The 18,981-nt window shown below is 29.1% G+C and carries 17 protein-coding genes and 1 other RNA gene; 12 read left to right on the top strand and 6 right to left on the bottom strand.

From position 1 onward, the window contains the following. From Q0352_RS10980 to Q0352_RS10940, 9 genes are all read left to right on the top strand, one after another. Nucleotides 1-832 (top strand): DUF1015 family protein (locus Q0352_RS10980; RefSeq protein ID WP_299527425.1); only part of this gene is annotated, 832 nt, incomplete at its 5' end. Nucleotides 833-837: 5 nt separating this feature from the next. Next, entirely contained in the window at nt 838-1,509 is a 672-nt protein-coding gene (locus tag Q0352_RS10975; protein ID WP_299527424.1) for a YggS family pyridoxal phosphate-dependent enzyme, read from the top strand. Between the two features lies 1 nt (nt 1,510). Next, complete coding sequence (locus Q0352_RS10970) at nt 1,511-2,590, top strand: exonuclease domain-containing protein (protein ID WP_299527426.1); 1,080 nt, start codon at nt 1,511-1,513, stop codon at nt 2,588-2,590. A gap of 48 nt (nt 2,591-2,638) precedes the next feature. Next, a complete protein-coding gene (locus Q0352_RS10965; RefSeq protein ID WP_299527423.1) occupies nt 2,639-3,469 on the top strand; it encodes an ion transporter in 831 nt (276 codons plus the stop codon). Then, entirely contained in the window at nt 3,462-4,364 is a 903-nt protein-coding gene (gene miaA, locus Q0352_RS10960) for a tRNA (adenosine(37)-N6)-dimethylallyltransferase MiaA (RefSeq protein WP_299527422.1), read from the top strand. The genes Q0352_RS10965 and miaA overlap by 8 nt, the downstream gene beginning before the upstream one ends. Beyond that, nucleotides 4,361-5,260, top strand: a complete 900-nt coding sequence (locus Q0352_RS10955) for a DMT family transporter (protein ID WP_299527421.1) — start codon at nt 4,361-4,363, stop codon at nt 5,258-5,260. Before miaA ends, Q0352_RS10955 begins: the two co-directional genes overlap by 4 nt. A 133-nt stretch (nt 5,261-5,393) precedes the next feature. Then, nucleotides 5,394-5,810, top strand: a complete 417-nt coding sequence (locus Q0352_RS10950; RefSeq protein ID WP_299527420.1) for a hypothetical protein — start codon at nt 5,394-5,396, stop codon at nt 5,808-5,810. A 125-nt stretch (nt 5,811-5,935) separates the two neighbouring features. Further along, the gene (locus Q0352_RS10945; RefSeq protein WP_299527419.1) at nt 5,936-6,361 is read left to right on the top strand and encodes an SRPBCC family protein; all 426 of its coding nucleotides are present in this window, start codon (nt 5,936-5,938) and stop codon (nt 6,359-6,361) included. Between the two features lie 181 nt (nt 6,362-6,542). Then, the gene (locus Q0352_RS10940) at nt 6,543-7,307 is read left to right on the top strand and encodes a TIGR02757 family protein (RefSeq protein WP_299527418.1); all 765 of its coding nucleotides are present in this window, start codon (nt 6,543-6,545) and stop codon (nt 7,305-7,307) included. A gap of 22 nt (nt 7,308-7,329) precedes the next feature. Here Q0352_RS10940 and Q0352_RS10935 read toward each other — a convergent pair whose 3' ends face one another. Next, a complete protein-coding gene (locus Q0352_RS10935; RefSeq protein WP_299527417.1) occupies nt 7,330-10,209 on the bottom strand; it encodes a PAS domain S-box protein in 2,880 nt (959 codons plus the stop codon). Nucleotides 10,210-10,486: 277 nt separating this feature from the next. Further along, nucleotides 10,487-10,900: a type II 3-dehydroquinate dehydratase gene (gene aroQ / locus Q0352_RS10930; RefSeq protein WP_299527416.1), complete on the bottom strand. Its 414-nt coding sequence runs from the start codon at nt 10,898-10,900 to the stop codon at nt 10,487-10,489. Between the two features lie 132 nt (nt 10,901-11,032). Here aroQ and xerD point away from each other — a divergent pair, with 132 nt between their 5' ends. Further along, on the top strand, nt 11,033-11,929 hold the full coding sequence (xerD, locus tag Q0352_RS10925; RefSeq protein WP_299527415.1) for a site-specific tyrosine recombinase XerD: 897 nt from the start codon (nt 11,033-11,035) through the stop codon (nt 11,927-11,929). 265 nt (nt 11,930-12,194) lie between these two features. Here xerD and rny read toward each other — a convergent pair whose 3' ends face one another. The 4 genes from rny to Q0352_RS10905 all read right to left on the bottom strand — a co-directional run bounded on the left by rny (nt 12,195) and on the right by Q0352_RS10905 (nt 14,567). After that, the gene (gene rny, locus Q0352_RS10920; RefSeq protein ID WP_299527414.1) at nt 12,195-13,763 is read right to left on the bottom strand and encodes a ribonuclease Y; all 1,569 of its coding nucleotides are present in this window, start codon (nt 13,761-13,763) and stop codon (nt 12,195-12,197) included. A 43-nt stretch (nt 13,764-13,806) separates the two neighbouring features. After that, nucleotides 13,807-13,913, bottom strand: a non-coding RNA gene (gene ssrS / locus Q0352_RS10915) — 6S RNA. A 56-nt stretch (nt 13,914-13,969) separates the two neighbouring features. Continuing rightward, a complete protein-coding gene (locus Q0352_RS10910; protein ID WP_299527413.1) occupies nt 13,970-14,266 on the bottom strand; it encodes a cell division protein ZapA in 297 nt (98 codons plus the stop codon). Nucleotides 14,267-14,276: 10 nt separating this feature from the next. Next, nucleotides 14,277-14,567 (bottom strand): hypothetical protein, encoded by a 291-nt coding sequence (locus tag Q0352_RS10905; RefSeq protein ID WP_299527412.1) that lies wholly within the window; start codon nt 14,565-14,567, stop codon nt 14,277-14,279. 169 nt (nt 14,568-14,736) lie between these two features. Here Q0352_RS10905 and Q0352_RS10900 point away from each other — a divergent pair, with 169 nt between their 5' ends. Both Q0352_RS10900 and Q0352_RS10895 read left to right on the top strand, forming a co-directional pair. Continuing rightward, nucleotides 14,737-16,449, top strand: coding sequence for a M23 family metallopeptidase (locus Q0352_RS10900; protein ID WP_299527411.1), 1,713 nt, complete (start codon nt 14,737-14,739; stop codon nt 16,447-16,449). 7 nt (nt 16,450-16,456) lie between these two features. Next, a complete protein-coding gene (locus tag Q0352_RS10895; RefSeq protein WP_299527410.1) occupies nt 16,457-18,907 on the top strand; it encodes a TonB-dependent receptor in 2,451 nt (816 codons plus the stop codon). The last annotated feature ends 74 nt before the right edge of the window (nt 18,908-18,981 follow it).

The following is an 18,981-nucleotide window of genomic DNA, read 5'->3' as shown; positions in this document are numbered from 1 at the left end:
AGAAGCTAACATTGAACCTGTATTCTTTACGTATAGAGCAGTACCTGAAATTGATAAAATTGTTTCAGATATAACATCTAACAATGAGCCAGAATATGATTTTACAGCTGAAGATGGTTTTGGGCATCATTTTTGGGTAATCGAAGATGCATCAATTAATAAAAAAATAGAACAGCTTTTTAAAGATAAAGTTCCTTTTACGTATGTTGCTGATGGTCATCATAGAACAGCTGCTGCAGCTGGAATGAGTGAAGAATTCAGTAAGAAAAATCCAAATCATACCGGTAATGAAGATTACAACTTTTTTATGGCGGTACATTTTCCAGATAATCAACTTCAAATTATAGATTATAACCGTGTTGTTAAAGATTTAAACGGATTAACTGCTGATGAATTTATAGCTAAAGTTGGAGAAAATTTTATTGTTAATGAAATTAGTGAAGCCATTGTAAAACCATCAAAATTACATGATTTCTCTATGTATGTAAATGGAAAATGGGTCGGTTTAACTGCTAAAGAAGGTACTTTTAATGATAATGATCCTATTGGAAGTTTAGATGTAAGTGTTTTATCAAAATACATTTTAGAACCAATTTTAAACATTAAAGATTTAAGAACTGATACTCGTATTGAGTTTGTTGGAGGTATTAGAGGCTTAGGAGAATTAAGTAAACGAGTGGATGGTGGAGAAATGGCAGTTGCTTTTGCTTTGTTTCCTGTAAGTATGAATCAATTAATGAATATTGCAGATACTGGAAATATTATGCCTCCTAAAGTAACTTGGTTTGAACCAAAATTACGTTCAGGATTAGTCATCAATAAAATAAATTAAGTTTAGTGAGTATAGCTAATAATTTACATTCAATTCTAAACTCAATTCCAAAAAATGTTTCTTTAATTGCAGTTTCAAAAACGAAACCTGATGCTGCAATTTTAGAAGCATATAATGCTGGACAAAGAGCATTTGGAGAAAATAAAATTCAGGAAATGGCTCAAAAATATGAGGCACTCCCTAAAGATATTGAATGGCACATGATTGGTCATTTACAAAGTAACAAAGTGAAATATATGGCGCATTTTGTGCATTTAATTCACGGTGTTGATAGTTTTAAAACTTTAAAGGAAATAAATAAACAAGCGTTAAAACATAACCGAGTTATTAATTGTTTGCTTCAACTAAAGATAGCGAAAGAAGATACTAAATTTGGTTTGTCAACATCAGAAATAGAAGCTATGATAGTTTCTGAAGAATTTTTAGCTTTAAAAAATATTTATATTAAAGGTTTCATGGGAATGGCAACCTTTACTGATGACGAATCAATTATAAGAGACGAATTTAAAACTCTTCAAAATAATTATAGTATATTTAAAAAAACATATAACACTTTTAATTTTAATCCCTCAATTATTTCTATGGGAATGAGCAACGATTATAAAATTGCCATCGAAGAAGGAAGCACTATGATAAGAGTTGGGAGTTTAATTTTTGGAGAAAGAAACTATATATAATTTGTATGCAATTTTAGACATAGAAACAACTGGTGGTCAGTTTAATGAAGAAGGTATTACTGAAATAGCTATTTATAAATTTGATGGTCATCAAATAGTAGATCAATTTATTAGCTTGGTAAATCCCGAAAGAGATATACAACCTTTTGTAGTAAATTTAACAGGTATTAATAGCGGAATGCTTAAAAATGCCCCTAAGTTTTTTGAAGTTGCAAAACGTATTGTTGAAATTACTGAAGATTGTGTTCTAGTAGCACATAATGCTAATTTTGACAATCGTATTTTAACAACAGAATTTAGACGGTTAGGGTTTACTTTCGAACGTAAAACACTATGTACCGTTGAATTAAGTAAAAAATTAATTCCAGATTTAGAATCTTATAAATTAGGAAGATTATGCAGGTCGCTGGGTATTCCTGTTTCTAGCCGTCACAGAGCAGATGGTGATGCCATAGCAACCGTACAGTTATTTAAATTATTGCTTAACAAAGATGTTGACAAGGAAATTGTGAAGCAAGCAATAAAAATTGATAAAACAAAAACTTTAGCACCAAAATTATTATCTATTTTAGACGAATTACCTTCAAAAACAGGGTTGTTTTATGTTCATAATAACACCCGAACTATTTTATATATTGGAAAAGGAAAAAATATTAAAAAGACTGTAAATCAATTATTTTTAAGGACTACAAAACGGGCAAAGATTTTACAAAATAGTGTAGTTACAGTTTCATATGAAGAGACTGGAAATGACCTTATTGCACAACTTAAATATATTGAAGAAGTTAGAATTAATAAACCTCAATATAACTTTAAACTTAATCTTAAAGCCATTGCTATTCAATTTAGTAATGAAAATCTATTGGTTATTGACAGAGGAAGAACTTTGGGTGAAAAATCGGTTGTTCTCATAGAAAATAACGAATTTAAAGGTTTTTGTTATGCTGATTTAAGTTACCAAATAAGCAATATTGAAATACTAAGAACTTTAATTTCTCCAATGGAAAATTCAGTTTATAACCGAGAAATTATAAAAAAATACTTACAAAAAAATACCGTTGAAAAACTAATTCGGTTTTAATTCAAATAAAAGATTTATTTTAGTAATTCCAAAAATAACAATTCTATTTTGAAACAACAAGTTAAAAAAACGCATTGGAAATCTAAACTTCATGATATTATTTATGAAGCCGACACGCCTGCAGGAAAATGGTTTGACATTATTTTAATACTTGTTATTTTAATTAGTATTCTTTTAGTTACACTTGAAAGTGTTGAAAGTATTGATAAAGGATACCATGATTTTTTAAATATTGCTGAATGGGTGATAACAATTTTATTTAGTATAGAATATGTTGCACGGATTATTACTATTAAAAAACCTTCGAGCTACATTTTTAGTTTCTATGGAATTATTGATTTTTTAGCAACCATCCCAAAATACTTGTCTCTTATTTTTATTGGAACTCATGCATTAGTTGCACTCCGTGCTTTACGATTGCTTAGGGTATTTAGAATTTTAAAATTAACACGGTATTTAGGGGCTTCTGGAAGTTTAATTTCTGCATTAAAAGCAAGTAGGATTAAAATTTTCGTGTTTTTATTTAGTGTAATGGTCATCACTATTATTTTAGGAACCGTCATGTATTTAATTGAGGGTCCTGAAAATGGCTTTACAAATATTCCTCACAGTATGTATTGGGCAATTGTTACACTAACAACTGTGGGCTATGGAGATTTAGCTCCTCATACCCCTTTTGGGCAGTTTATAGCTAGTTTGGTTATGATTTTAGGGTATGGAATCATTGCAGTACCTACTGGAATTGTAACTTCTGAAATGACAAAACAAGATACTAAAATTCACACCAATACTCAATCTTGCTCAAACTGTTTATCTGACAAACATATGGATAATGCAGCGTTTTGTCATAAATGTGGTGAAAAATTAAAGCATGAATAATTATTTAATTACAGTTATTGGGGCAACGGCTATTGGAAAAACAGCACTAAGCATAAAATTAGCTCAACACTTTAATACAGAAATTATTTCAAGTGATTCTCGCCAGTTTTATAAAGAAATGAACATTGGAACTGCTGTTCCTTCATTAGAAGAATTGAATAGTGCAACACACCATTTTATTCAAAACCGAAGCATTTTTGATGCTTATAGCGTTGGACAATTTGAAAAAGATGCACTTCAAAAATTAAATGAATTATTTGCTAAAAATAATGTAGTTGTTATGGTGGGCGGAAGCGGTTTATATACAAATGCCGTAATTAATGGTTTAGATTACTTTCCTGAAGTAAAACCTGCTATTAGAGAAAACTTAAACCAACAACTAAAAAATGAGGATATTGAGGCTCTTCAACATAAATTAAAAGAATTAGACCTAGAATCCTACAATTCAATTGAAATTGAAAACCCACATCGCTTAATTAGAGCCTTAGAAATTTGTATAGGAGCTGGCAAAACATATTCAGCATATAAAAACAAACCTAAAGCAATTCGAAACTTCACTCCTATTAAAATTGGTTTAACTGCTGACAGAGAATTCATCTACAATCGTATTAATAAACGAGTTGATATTATGATAGAAGAAGGTTTGTTGGAAGAAGCTAAAAAATTACACGAGCATCAAAATTTAAATGCCTTACAAACGGTTGGCTACAGAGAATTATTTCAGTATTTTGATGGAAATTGCACCTTAGAATTTGCAATTGAAGAAATAAAAAAGAATACTCGAAGATTTGCAAAACGACAAGTTACTTGGAATAAAAAAGACACAGCAATTCACTGGTTCAATTTTGAAACTGATACTTCAACAATTATAAAAAAAATTGAAACATTCATTTGAAAAATAATAAGCCCTTAATTTTAGGTTATTTATTTGCTTTAGGTGCAACAGCAATTTGGTCGGGTAATTTTATTATTGCTCGAGATTTAAACGAAAGTATTCCTCCAATTAGTTTGGCATTTTGGAGATGGACAGTGGCTGTTATTGTGTTATTTCCATTTGCTATCAAAAATTTAATTACAGAATGGAAAATTCTAAAAAAAAATAGCCGCTACCTTGCAATAGTTTCATTTTTAGGGGTTACAGTTTTTAATACGTTCATTTATGTTGCAGGTCATTCAACCACAGCCTTAAACCTTTCATTAATATCCATTACATTTCCAGTATTTATAGTTATTCTTTCTCGTATTTTTTATAAAGAAGCTATCACATTCAATAAATTAATGGGAATTCTTCTTGTTCTAGTAGGTGTTCTCTTATTAATTACAAAAGGTCAATTATCAAAACTATTAAATTTATCTTTTGCAATTGGCGATATTTGGATGTTAGCAGCTGCCATTATATTTGCTCTTTATAGCTTATTACTTCGAAAAAAACCTACTGAATTAAGTATTTCCGGATTTCAATTAAGTACTTTTATTTTAGGACTCATTTTTATGATCCCATTCTATATATGGGAAACCTTAAACACACCTCCTATTCCATTTGAGTCAAAAACTGTATTTTCAATTTTATATGTTGGTATTTTCGCTTCTTTAACAGCTTACATTTTATGGAACAAAGCAATTGTAAAAATTGGAACTACAAATGCGGGAATGATATATTACACTTTACCCCTTTTTAGTGGTTTTTTAGCTTATCTTTTTTTAGGTGAAACCATTGGAGTGAATCATTTATATAGTTTACTATTGATACTTTCTGGAATTGTAATTGCTACACTTAAGAAAAAATTATAATTTTTAAAATAAATTATCTAAATTTAACTGGTAATTAAAGTTTCTTTGAAATATGAAACGCGGATGTTAAACTTTTTATCATCCAAGTAAATAATTAATAGCGAATAGGTTACGACTATAAAAAACAATAAATATGAAAACAATAGCCAAAAACATTTTAGCAGTAATTTTAGGTTTAGTTATAGGAAGTATTGTAAATATGGGGATTATTATGATAAGTGGCAATATTATACATCCACCTGATGGAGCTGATGTTACCACAATGGAAGGTTTAAAAGAATCTATTCATCTCTTTCAGCCTAAACACTTTATTTTTCCATTTTTAGCGCATGCTATTGGAACTTTTATGGGGGCTATAATAACTACTATAGTGGCTTCAACATATAAAATGAAATTGGCATTATTAATTGGAATCTTCTTTTTAATTGGAGGTATTATCAATACATTTATGTTACCTGCTCCGACTTGGTTTATTGCAGTTGACTTATTATTAGCCTATATACCAATGGCTTGGCTTGGTTTTAAAATAGTAAATTTGAATAAAAAATAATACAATTACTAATAAATTATCGTATTCAATAATTAGGATGTTTAAAATCTTAACAATCTTAAAAGACTTACTTCTAAGTAATTATGCCTATATTTAAACACTATTAACTAATAAATACAAAAATTATGGGATGCTATAACTCAATAGTTATCGAAGAATCCCCTGATAAGGTGTGGGCTGTTTTAAAAAACTTTCACAACTTAACATGGGCAAAAAATGTTATTTCCAAATTAGAAATTGTAGGCTCTAAAAATTCCGATGAAATTGGAGCTAAAAGGATTTTAAATGATGCTTTTCACGAAACATTACAATCAATGGACAATAAGTCTATGAAATTCACTTATAGTATAGATGATGGACCTGCAGTAGTTTCAAAAGATAATGTGAGTGGTTATATAGGTGAAGTCTGTGTTTTTCCAATAAGCACCAATAATACTTCTTTTGTTTTATGGACTTCCTCTTGGAAATCTGAAAAAGAAAGTGGTGTTGCTGATTTTTGCAATCCTATATATCATGCTGTTTTAAATGAATTAAAAAATCATTTTTCATAATTTACTTTTTATAACTTATACATTTTCAGTATGTTATATTCAACTAAAAAGTATGCGCATACTTTTTAAATCCAATATATTGCTTTAAATACACTACTTATAACCTACTGAATAATGTATTTTAATAATTCTTAAAAATTTAAATACTAACTTTATAGTTATTTTAAAATTTTAATTAACCTTGAATAAAACCGAACTTACCCAATTTTTAAACGAAAAAGTAATTCAATATAACAACCCTACATTTATTGAAAGTGATCCTATTCAAATACCTCATCAGTTTTCACTAAAAGAAGATATTGAAATTGCTGCTTTTTTAACTGCAACTATTGCGTGGGGAAACAGAAAATCTATCATTACAAATGCTAAAAAAATGATGGAATTTTTAGGGAATTCTCCATACGATTTTGTAATTAATCACAAACCACATCATTTAGATACCATTGAACATTTTGTTCATAGAACTTTTAATACTATTGATTTTAAACACTTTATAACCGCCTTACAGCACATTTACAAAAATCACCAAGGTTTAGAAACTGTATTTTCAGAGAACGCAACTTCAAATTCAACACAACCTGCAATTCATAAGTTTAAAAATATTTTTTTCGGAATTCCACATTTACAAAGAACACAAAAACATATTTCTGATCCGTTAAAAGGTTCGGCCGCAAAACGGTTAAACATGTTTTTACGTTGGATGGTACGGAATGATAAAACTGGGGTAGATTTTGGGATTTGGAACAGCATCTCACCTACTCAACTTTCGTGTCCATTAGATGTACATTCTGGAAACGTAGCAAGAAAACTTGGGTTATTAACCCGAAAACAAAATGATGCAAAAGCGTTAGCTGAATTAGACAATAGCTTACGAAAAATGGACAAAAATGATCCGGTTAAATATGACTTTGCACTTTTTGGACTTGGTGTTTTTGAGAAGTTTTAAAAAACGTTTAAATTAAGTTTTTTTATTTTTTATTTAAATAAGTAACTAACACAGTTTTCAATGTTCTTTTACTTATAGGCTTTGTTAAAAAATCGTCACATCCTGCTAAATTAGCTGCCTCCTTCTCTAAACTTGTTGAATAAGCCGTTTGTGCAATTATAGGCATTAAAGGGTGCATTTTTTTTAGTTCCTTTGTTGCTTCAAAGCCATTCATTACAGGCATTTTTAAGTCCATCAACACTAAATCTATAGTACTTGGTTTTTTACAAATTTGCAATGCTTCCAACCCGTTTTTAACGTGAACTAAATTACATTCAAACTTAATAACATCTTTAATTAATGTTTCTAAAAGAATGTAATTAACTTCTTCGTCTTCTGCTATTAAAATGGTTGGAATGTCTTCTTTTACTTCCTCATCCAATAATAAATGTACCGGTTTATAAGGTATTAAAAGAGTAAATGAAGCTCCTTCACCTATAGCTGAAACTAAGCTTATTTGACCTCCTAGCAATTCAATATTTTCTTTCACAATTGACAAGCCAAGACCTAAACCACCAGTTTTTTTAGATAAATCTTTTTCTGCCTGAGAAAAACGTTCAAAAATGGATTTATGCTTTTTTGGATCAATACCTATTCCTGTATCTTTTACATAAATTTCAAGTTGGTTATTATTTAAAGAATAACCTAGTTCTATATAACCTTCACTGGTGAATTTTAAAGCATTTTCCAATAAATTACTAAGTACTTTACTTAGTTTAGTCTTATCCGTAATAATGGTACTTTGTTTATTAGAAAGCCCCTTATTAAGATATAATGGCGTTTTATTTTCTTTGGCTTTTAAATCAAAAATTGAAAATAATTCTAACAATACATCATTCAAGCAAACTTCACTTTCATCTAAAGAAACCTGTTTTGTTTCTAATCTTGAAATTTCTAAAATATCATCAATAATATGCATTAACTGCTTGCTGCTACTTTGTATTATCTTTATGAAATTTGCTCGTTTTTCATCAGTTAATCCTTCATTGCTCAGCATATCGGAAAAACCTAAAATACCATTCATAGGGGTTCTAATTTCATGAGACATGTTACTTAAAAACTCTGATTTTAACTGGTCGCTTTCTTCTGCTTTTTCTTTCGCTTTAATTAAATCAATTTTACTATTTTTTTGCACTGTAATATCTCTTCCATTTACTATAAATCCAGTAATTTTTTTATTTTCATTGTAAAATGGATAGTAATTTATATCCATAAAACACCTTCCATAAACAGGTAAATCAAACCATTCTTGATAATTGATACTTATATTTTTATTTAAACATTTTAAAGCATTCGGTTTAATAGTTTTTAGAAACGTATCTTCTCCTAAAACATCAATCACATTTTTACCAATAATTTGCTTTTGATCTGCCCCAAAAGCCTGTGCAAAAGCTTTATTCACCAAAATATACGTGAAATTTTCATCAATTAACGCCATCATATCTAAAGAACTTGCAATCATATCTGCTGCTTGTTGCAATGCTTCTTGTGATTTGAATCTTTCACTAATATCCCTCATAATACCTAAATTCCCTATCCAAGCACCTTTAGAATTAAACAATTTTGTACCAAAAGTTTCTCCTGGGAATATAGCGCCTCCTTTATTTTTATAATAAGTTACATAGAGGTTATCTGAAGGTTTACTCGTATTTGAAAAAATAGCGTTCCCTGCACTTTTATATTTTTCTTCATTAGCATAAAACATTGCTGTTTTTTCACCTATCAATTCATTTGGCAAGTAACCAAATGTTGTTTGCATTCCTTTATTCGCTAAAATAATTTCACGTTCAGTATTTGTTATTACTATTCCATCGGCTATTGAATTAAACATTGTTTCAAATAAACTTTTTTGCTCTTCCAATTTTATTTGATCTTCTTTCTTAGATGTAATATCACGTTTTATAATTAATAACCCTTTTCTTGAAGTATCACTATTAAATAATGGAACTTTTATAACATCTAAAAAAATGTCTTTCCCTTCTGGTGTTTGGAAAACTTCTTCAAGTTCGATTGCTTGTTTTTTCTCCCAAGCTTCATTATTTGATTTTTCAGATATTAATAACACTTCTTCAAGGAAAGCTTGTGATGCAATTAATTCTTTATCGGTTTTACCTTTATAATCTGTATTCGCTAAATTAAATAGTGCTAACCCTGCTTTATTTATCTCTTCCCATTTTCCTTCTCCATCTTTAAAAAATATAGCGTCAGGTGATGCATTGATAAGGGTTTTTAAGCGTACTTCACTTTCTTTTAATGCTGAAACATTTTCCTTTATGGCTAAATAATTAATTATTTCGCCATCGTCATTTTTAATAGGCGATATGGTTACTTGTTCCCAAAATAATATGCCATTTTTATGTTTATTTTGAAATTCACCTTTCCAAACATTCCCTGTTGAAATGGTTTTCCACAAAATTGAATAAAATGCTTTTGATTGATTTCCCGAATTTAAAATACGAGGATTTTTACCTAAAACTTCTGCGGCGCTATAGCCAGTAACTTCTGTAAATTTAGGGTTTGTATATTCTATAAGTCCATTAATATCAGTAATTACAATAGTATTGGCGCTTTGTTCTACAGCGGCTAACAACCTTTTAATTTCAAAGGATTGTTTTTCTAATAAATCATCCGTTTTCTTTTTTTGTGCCTGATCTGCAGGAAGCCATTTTCTTACAATTAATATCAGTATTAAAATTGCAACTAATAAATTAAATAATTTTGGAAAAAAAACTATTTCGGATTGTGCCAAAAAGTTAAAAACTTCTATAGGAATAATTCCTGCATAAGAAGTATACCAAACACCAAAATAAACACTTTCAAAAAACGACCGAAATGCATCTATTGCTAAAATTATTAAGAGCAATTTTAATAATTTATCACTCTTCTCTAAAAAATTTATTTTCTTGGAATAAAATACAAAGATATATGCCCAAATTATGATCAAAAAAGCATAAATAATAGGTGTGGCATAATTAAAAAAGTCATTCATATCAATGGAGTGAAATTAAAAAGACTGTATAGAAAAGGTAATTTAATCTTTTTTACTCATAAATGTGACTTTTGTAACACAAAACATTTAAAGATCTACAGTTTACTAAACTAATCCGTATAACAAAAAAAGCATTAAAATGAAATAAGAACTACAAAAAACTCATTAAGGCCAACTCATAGCTTTGTAAACCAAAACCAGCAATTACACCTTTTGCATTGGGTGCAATGTAAGAAACATGACGAAATTCTTCACGTGCATGAACATTTGAAATATGAACCTCAATAACAGGTGTTTCAATTCCTTTTATTGCATCTCCAATTGCTACCGAAGTATGTGTGTAAGCACCTGCATTTAAAATAACGCCATCAAAACTAAAACCAACTTCGTGTAATTTATTTATCAATTCTCCTTCAACATTACTTTGGTAATAATGTAAAGCTATGTTATTGTATTTCTTTTTTAAGGTTTCAAAATATTCATCAAAAGTTAAATTACCATAAATTGAAGGTTCACGTCTTCCAAGTAAGTTTAAATTTGGTCCGTTTAATATGAGTATTTTCATTTTTTAAATTATTAAAGTGTAAATATAAACCTTATTTTTATCAAATGAAACGAGCATAACTAATTTTGACAGACTAAAAAATGATTAATAGAGAACAGCATATGTTACCACTAAAAAATAAAATTTAAACATATGAAATGGAATAATTCGCTACAAGACTATCAATTCTATTTAAAAATAGAAAAGGGATTGGCAAAAAACTCAATAGAGAGTTATTCGCGTGATGTAAAAAAATTGATTTCATACTTAGAAGAAAACGAAATTACAGTTTCCCCAATTGCAATTACTGAAGAAACTGTACAACAATTTATTTATTCTATTTCCAAACAACTCAATCCGCGCTCACAGGCACGATTAATTTCAGGCATTCGTAATTTTTTTGATTATTTAATTTTTGAAAATTATAGAAAAGAAAATCCAACCGATTTAATTGAAGCACCAAAAATTGGAAGAAAATTACCAGATACTTTATCTTTAGAAGAAATAGATTTACTAATTTCCGCTATTGATTTAAGTGAGCCTCAAGGTGAACGCAATAGAACTATTTTAGAAACATTATATAGCTGTGGTTTACGAGTTTCCGAATTAACCAGTTTACAACTCTCTGATTTGTTTTTTGATGAAGGATTTATTAGAGTTATTGGTAAAGGAAATAAACAACGTTTTATACCAATTAATGTACAAACTCAAAAATATATTGAGTTATATGTTTCTGCAATTAGGTCTCATATTGCTATTCAAAAAGGGTTTGAAGACACTGTGTTTCTCAATAGGCGAGGAAAAAATTTAAGTCGTGTGATGATTTTTACTATTATTAAAAATTTAGCTATTAAAATAGGTCTAAAAAAGAAAATAAGCCCGCATACATTTAGACATTCTTTTGCAACACATTTATTAGAACGTGGAGCAGATTTACGTGCAATTCAGCAAATGTTAGGCCACGAAAGCATCACAACTACTGAAATTTATATGCATTTAGATAAAAGCTTTTTAAAAGAAGTTGTGAATACTTTTCACCCAAGGAAATAAGCGAGTGCTAGTAGCTGATTTTTTAACTTGAAGTATATTTACTACTTAATAGTCAGTCTGAGCTGAGCCTGTCCAGAGTTTTATCGCAGAGTTGAAGACTTCTGAATTAAAAAAACTAAACTTCGACAAGCTCAGTTTGACAAAGAATAATCAGTTTGACATCATTGAATAGGCTCAGTTTTAAATCATTCAATAGGAAAAATTTGACAAAAAAATATGGTTTAAGAATTTAACTTAAACCATACAATTTTATAAAATATGATGTTTATTTTGCAATATTTACTGCTCTTGTTTCTCTAATAACCGTAACACGAACTTGACCTGGGTAAGTCATATCATTTTGAATTTTTTGAGAAATACTAAAAGACAATTCACTTGCTTTTGCATCGGTTACTTTTTCACTTTCTACAATCACACGTAATTCTCTACCTGCTTGTATTGCATAAGCTTTTTGAACACCTGTAAACCCAAATGCAACATCTTCCAAATCTTTTAAACGTTGAATATATGAATCTAATACTTGTCTACGTGCTCCTGGTCTTGCACCAGAAATAGCATCACATACTTGCACAATTGGTGCAATTAAAGTCGTCATTTCAATTTCATCATGGTGAGCACCAATGGCATTACAAATTTCTGCACTTTCATTATATTTTTGTGCCCATTCCATACCTAACAATGCGTGTGGTAAGTCGCTTTCAGTTTCAGGAACTTTTCCAATATCGTGTAATAAACCAGCTCTTTTAGCCAACTTAGCATTTAAACCTAGTTCTGCAGCCATAATACCACAAAGGTTTGCAACTTCACGTGAGTGTTGTAATAAGTTTTGACCATAAGAAGAACGATATTTCATTCTACCAATAGTTTTTATTAATTCAGGGTGTAAACCATGAATACCTAATTCTATTACGGTACGTTTCCCTATTTCAATAATTTCTTGTTGTAATTGTTTCTCTGTCTTTTTTACAATTTCTTCAATACGAGCCGGATGTATACGCCCATCAGTTACTAATTTATGTAATGATAAACGCGCAATTTCTCTTCTAATAGGATCAAAACAAGATAATATAATTGCTTCAGGAGTATCATCAACTATAATTTCAACACCTGTTTCTGCTTCCAAAGCGCGAATATTACGTCCTTCTCTACCTATTATTCTCCCTTTTACATCATCTGATTCAATGTTGAATACAGAAACACAGTTTTCAACTGTTTGTTCAACACCAACTCGTTGAATAGTGTTTAAAATTACTTTACGAGCTTCTTGTTGCGCTGTTAATTTGGCTTCTTCAATCGAATCTTGAATAAATGCCATCGCATCAGATTTAGCTTCATCTTTTAAAGACGTAACTAACTCTTTCTTTGCATCTTCAGCCGAAAGCCCAGAAATAACCTCCAAGTTCTCAACTTGCTTTCTATGCATTTTGTCTACTTCGTCATTTTTACGCTCTAAGTATTCAATTTTTTTATCGTAATCTTCTATTTTAGAAATAATCTCAAGGTTTATTTTTTTGTTTTTATCTAACTCTTGAGAGATTTGTGATTCTTTATCACGAACACGTTTTTCTGTCTCCGCCATTTTCTGATCACGAGCAATAATTACTTTTTCGTGCTCCGATTTTAATTCGATAAATTTTTCTTTTGCTTGTAAAATTTTATCTTTTTTAAGTATGTCAGCTTCAATTCTAGCTTCTTTAAGCATAGATGTAACTTCTCTCTTTGTATTTCTTAAAATTTTAGTTGCTTTTGTTTTTTCTAAAAATTTAGCAATAATATAACCTATTGCTAATCCTATTGCGATACCAATTATAATTGGCATTATATATTCTATCATAATTTAATTTATATATAAAAAGCCTACATCAGAAAGGTTTTGAAAACTCCTTTAAAACAAGATTAAGGCTAACTAAATGGTCAAGGATCCGTTCGAAGACGGCTTGCTTTTATATTTAGACTCACCCTTTATAAAGGTATAATGTTGAGTTTAACAAACAATAACTAATGTAGGCAGTATTATTATTATTTTTTATTTTAAAGAACTTATTTTTCTAAATGTTCATCAATTAAAACACTTAGTTTATTCATTTTTTCTGTTGCTTTTAACAAATCTTCTTCATTATTAATGGCATTAATTTCAATTAGTGATGCAAATTGTAAAGCGCACATTGCTAATACATCTTGTTTATCACTAACGGCATAATTCTTTTCAAACTTGGTAACTAAATCGTTTATTTTATTGGCTGCTTTTCGCATCCCTTCTTCTTCATTCTCATTTTTCACTTTCATTGGGTATACTCTTCCTGCAATAGTTACTTTTATTTTTAAAGATTCCATCATTTTAAAGATCTTACTCGCTTAGTTGATTGATACAAATGTCAACTTCACGAATTAAAGCGTTTATTTTAAGTTTTGTTTCTCTTCTATCTTCTTTACTGCCCTCTATAGTTTTAGCAATTTTTAATGTTTGATGTTTATTTTCAATCTCATCATACAATTGCTTTTCTTTAACTATTTGATTTTCTAAAACTGTTATTTTGTTGTACAATAACTCATTTTCTTCTTTCAAAAAAATATAATTTTCTAAAAGTATTTTAAGCTTATTTTCAACTAAATTAACTACTTCTGTAATATTACTCATAAATACTTTAAAGAATGTAAACTACATGTTACAAAGTTAGTGTTTTGAAAGAATATTACAACTATTTTTTTTCATTTTATAAAAAACTTATGATTTTTAATACTAAATGTGCACTCATATAAGTTTTATAGTTCATAATATTTAGTATTTTAGCTTAAAATCAAAATTTTTGAAAAAGTTACTCAACATACTATTCATACTTTGTAATTTTATTGCTTTTGGGCAAGGAGATTTATCTGTAAATAGTGAATATCCAACCAATTACTTTCAAAGTCCATTAGATATTCCGTTGGTTTTATCTGGTACTTTTGGAGAGCTTAGAACCAATCATTTTCATGCAGGTTTAGACCTTAAAACGCAGCAAAAAGAAGGTTTAAATGTATATGCTGCTGCAGAAGGTTATGTTTCCAGAATTAAAATTTCTCATTGGGGTTATGGAAAAGCTGTTTATATAACACATCCTAACGGTTATACAACTGTGTATGCTCATTTACAAAAATTTAATAAACGCATAGAAGATTATATTAAAAAGGAACAATACAAAAAAGAAAGCTTTGAAATTCATGTGTTTCCTTCTTCAAAAGAACTACCAATTTCAAAAAAAGAACTTATTGCCTTTAGCGGAAGTACTGGAGGGTTTGTAGGACCTCATTTACATTTTGAAATTAGAGCTACTAAAACTGAAAAAACAATTAACCCAATGCTATTTGGCATTGAAGTTGATGATTCCAAAAAGCCAAGAATAAATACTTTAATAGGGTATTCTTTCGATGATAACTCTTCTATAAATGGGATTGCAATTCCTACGCAACTTTCTCTTATTAATTTAAAAAATGGAGAATTATTAGCAACTAAGGTTAAAGCTTTTGGGAAAATTGGTTTTGGAATAAATGCCTATGATCAACTAGATGGTGCTTATAATAAAAACGGACTTTACAATTTAAGTATGTTTGTAAATGGTGAAAAAGTCCACGAGTTTGAAGCTTCTTCCTTTTCCTTTTCAGAAAGTAAATACATTAATTTATTAATTGATTATGAACGTTTAGAAAACCTCAATCAACGAGTACAAAAATGTTTTATTGAACCTGAGAACAAACTAAGCTTATATTCTAAATCAATTAGTAAAGGATATTTAACCGTTGAAGATGGATTCAATTATAACGTAGAAATAATTGCTGAAGATTTTAAAGGAAATACACAAAAAATAACAATTCCAATTGAAGGAAAAAAAGATGCTGTATTAGTTAAGAAAAAAACAATAAGTACACCTTATAAAATTGATAGAACTGCTTTTCATAAATTTAATAAAGATGGAATTACCATCGCTTTTCCTAAAAACACTTTTTATGAAGACTTCTATTTAGATTTTGATGTAAAAGATTCTATTGTAAAGGTACACAAGCCTATTGTTCCACTTAATAAAAGATATACTTTAACTTTTAATGTTTCTAACTATACTTCTAAAGAAAAAGAGCAGTTATATATTGCATCAATTAATAAAAAAGGGGAAACAAGTTTCGAAACTACCGTAAAAAAAGATTCAACATTTTATACCTCAACCAAAAAATTAGGAAATTTCACATTAAAAAGTGATACAACTAATCCTGAAATCACCTTGAATAATTTTAAAAATGAACAATGGTTATCTCATTCTCAAACATTGAAATTTAAAATTTCTGATAATGATTCTGGTATAAATACCTATAGAGGAGAAATTGATGGTGAATGGGTTTTATTAGAATACAATGTTAAAAATGGAACTTTAACCTACGATTTTAATGATAAAGTGTTTACAACTGCCAAACACAACATTAAAGTAACGGTAACAGATAATGTTGGAAACTCAAGCACCATAAACGCCAATTTCTTTAGAAAAAAATAAGTAACATATGTTAAGAATAGTATTCCTCACTTTAATTCTATTGATTTCAAATATAGCTATTGCACAAAATTCTATCATCAAAGGAATTGTAAAAAACACCAATAAAGAACCTATTGAAGGAGTGGCAATTTCTTATTTAAATTATGGAACCACCACCAATAACAAGGGAGAATATGAGTTAACAGTGCCTGGATCTATTGAAATTAATATTACTTTTAGACATATTTCTTATATTTCATTTACAAAAACTGTAAAAATTCCAAAAAATAAAACGTTTAGATTTTACCCTATTTTAGAATTTAAAACTGAAGAAATTGATGAAGTTATTGTAAAAGATTCTAAAAAAGAAGCACAAGGTTTTATTCAAATAAATGTGGCTGATGTTGTAAAAATACCAGGCGCCAATAATGGCGTTGAAAATGTATTAATGACTTTACCCGGCGTTAACAACACTAACGAATTAAGTACACAATACAATGTACGTGGTGGTAACTTTGATGAAAATTTGGTATACGTAAACGGAATTGAAGTATATCGTCCTTTTTTAGTTCGCTCAGGACAACAAGAAGGCCTAAGCTTTGTGAATTCTGCGATGGTACAAAATATTAAATTTTCAGCAGGTGGTTTTCAAGCTAAATATGGAGATAAACTTTCTTCTGTTTTAGATATAACCTACAGAAAACCAACAGAATTAGCAACTACAATTAATGCCAATTTATTAGGTGGAAGTGTTACTGTTGAAGGTACAATGCTTCACAATAAACTAAGTGCCATTTTAGGTGTTCGTTATAGAGATAACAGTTTATTTATTAATAGTAAAGATGTTGAAACTACTGCAAATCCAAATTTTACTGATGTGCAAACATTTGTATCATATGAAGTAAACTCTAAATTAAATATCGACTTTTTAGGTAATTTTTCAATCAATAATTACAATTATACTCCAATAACTAGAAGAACAAAATTTGGAACGATTTCAAATCCGTTAGAGCTGATTGTATATTATGATGGACAAGAAAAGGATAAATTTGAAACGGTTTTTGGAGCTTTAAAAGGTAGCTATATTGTAAATGATAATTTAAATTTAAACTTAACAACATCTGCATATCACACTATTGAAGAAGAATATTACGATATTTTAGCCAGTTATAATTTAGGGGAAGTAAATAATGATTTTGGATCAAGCGATTTTGGGAATGTTGAATTTTCTGAAGGAATTGGTTCGCAATTAAGTCATGCAAGAAACGATATTGATGCCTTAATTAGCAATATTGACTTAAAAGGGATCTATAAAAAGGACAAGTATCAATTAGATTTTGGTGTTAAATACCAAAAAGAAGACATCAAAGACCGCATTAATGAATGGGAAGTTATAGATTCCGTTGGTTTTAGTATTCGTCCTCCACATCATATTTCTAACAATCAACCCTACGAACCATTTGTTGGTGAAATAACTCCTTTTCAAAGTATAAAAGCTAAAAATAACACTACAATTGATCGCTTAATTTGGTTTGCTCAATACAGTAAAAATGCAACATGGAATGATCATAAAGTTTGGTATAATTTAGGTGTGCGCTCACATAATTGGAATGTATATGGGGAAGAAATAGCAACTACAAATCAAATTATTTATAGTATTAGAGGTCAGTTTTCCATAAAACCTGATTGGGATAAGGATATGCTATTTAGAATTTCAGGTGGAATGTACAATCAACCTCCTTTTTACAAAGAACTTAGAAATACAGCAGGAACTGTTGTCCCAACTGTTGATGCTCAAGAATCTATCCATGTAGTTTTAGGAAATGACTATAGTTTTAAATTATGGGATAGACCTTTTAAATTAATTTCTGAAATTTATTATAAAAATTTAACCAATGTAAATACGTATACTGTTGATAATGTTAAAATTAGATACAATGCCAATAACAATGCAAAAGCTTATGCTACTGGTTTAGATTTAAGGTTGAATGGAGAATTTGTACCAGGTACAGAAAGTTGGATAAGTGTTGGTTTTTTAAAAACAGCAGAAAATAGTGATGACAGAGGTTATATCTCTCGTCCAACCGATCAACTGTTTAAATTTGGGATGTTATTTCAAGATTATGTTCCAAACATTCCAAATATTAAAATGTATTTAAATTTAGTATTTAATACGGGTGTCCCTGGAGGTTCACCGTCATATACCGACCCTTATCAATATCAAAATAGATTAAATGCGTACAAAAGAGCCGATATTGGTATTTCATATGTTTTTACGGATGCTAAAAATCAATTTAATAGCGGTTGGAAAAGTAACTTTAAAGAATTTTCAGTTGGTTTTGAAATCTTTAATATGTTCGATATACAAAACGCGATTACAAATACTTGGGTACGTGATGTGTATTCAAAGCAATTTTATGGCATCCCAAATTTTATGACACAACGTGTTTTAAATATTAAAATGGATATGAAGTTTTAAATAATTTTTGAATTGATACATAAAACTTAAAATTATGAGTACTACAGATTGGTTAGGGTTTATTGGGGTGTTTC

The organism is uncultured Lutibacter sp., from assembly GCF_937891065.1.
Classification (GTDB): domain Bacteria; phylum Bacteroidota; class Bacteroidia; order Flavobacteriales; family Flavobacteriaceae; genus Lutibacter.
The sequence above is the reverse complement of the archived record's forward strand: the minus strand, read 5'-3'. Positions and strand labels throughout refer to the sequence as shown.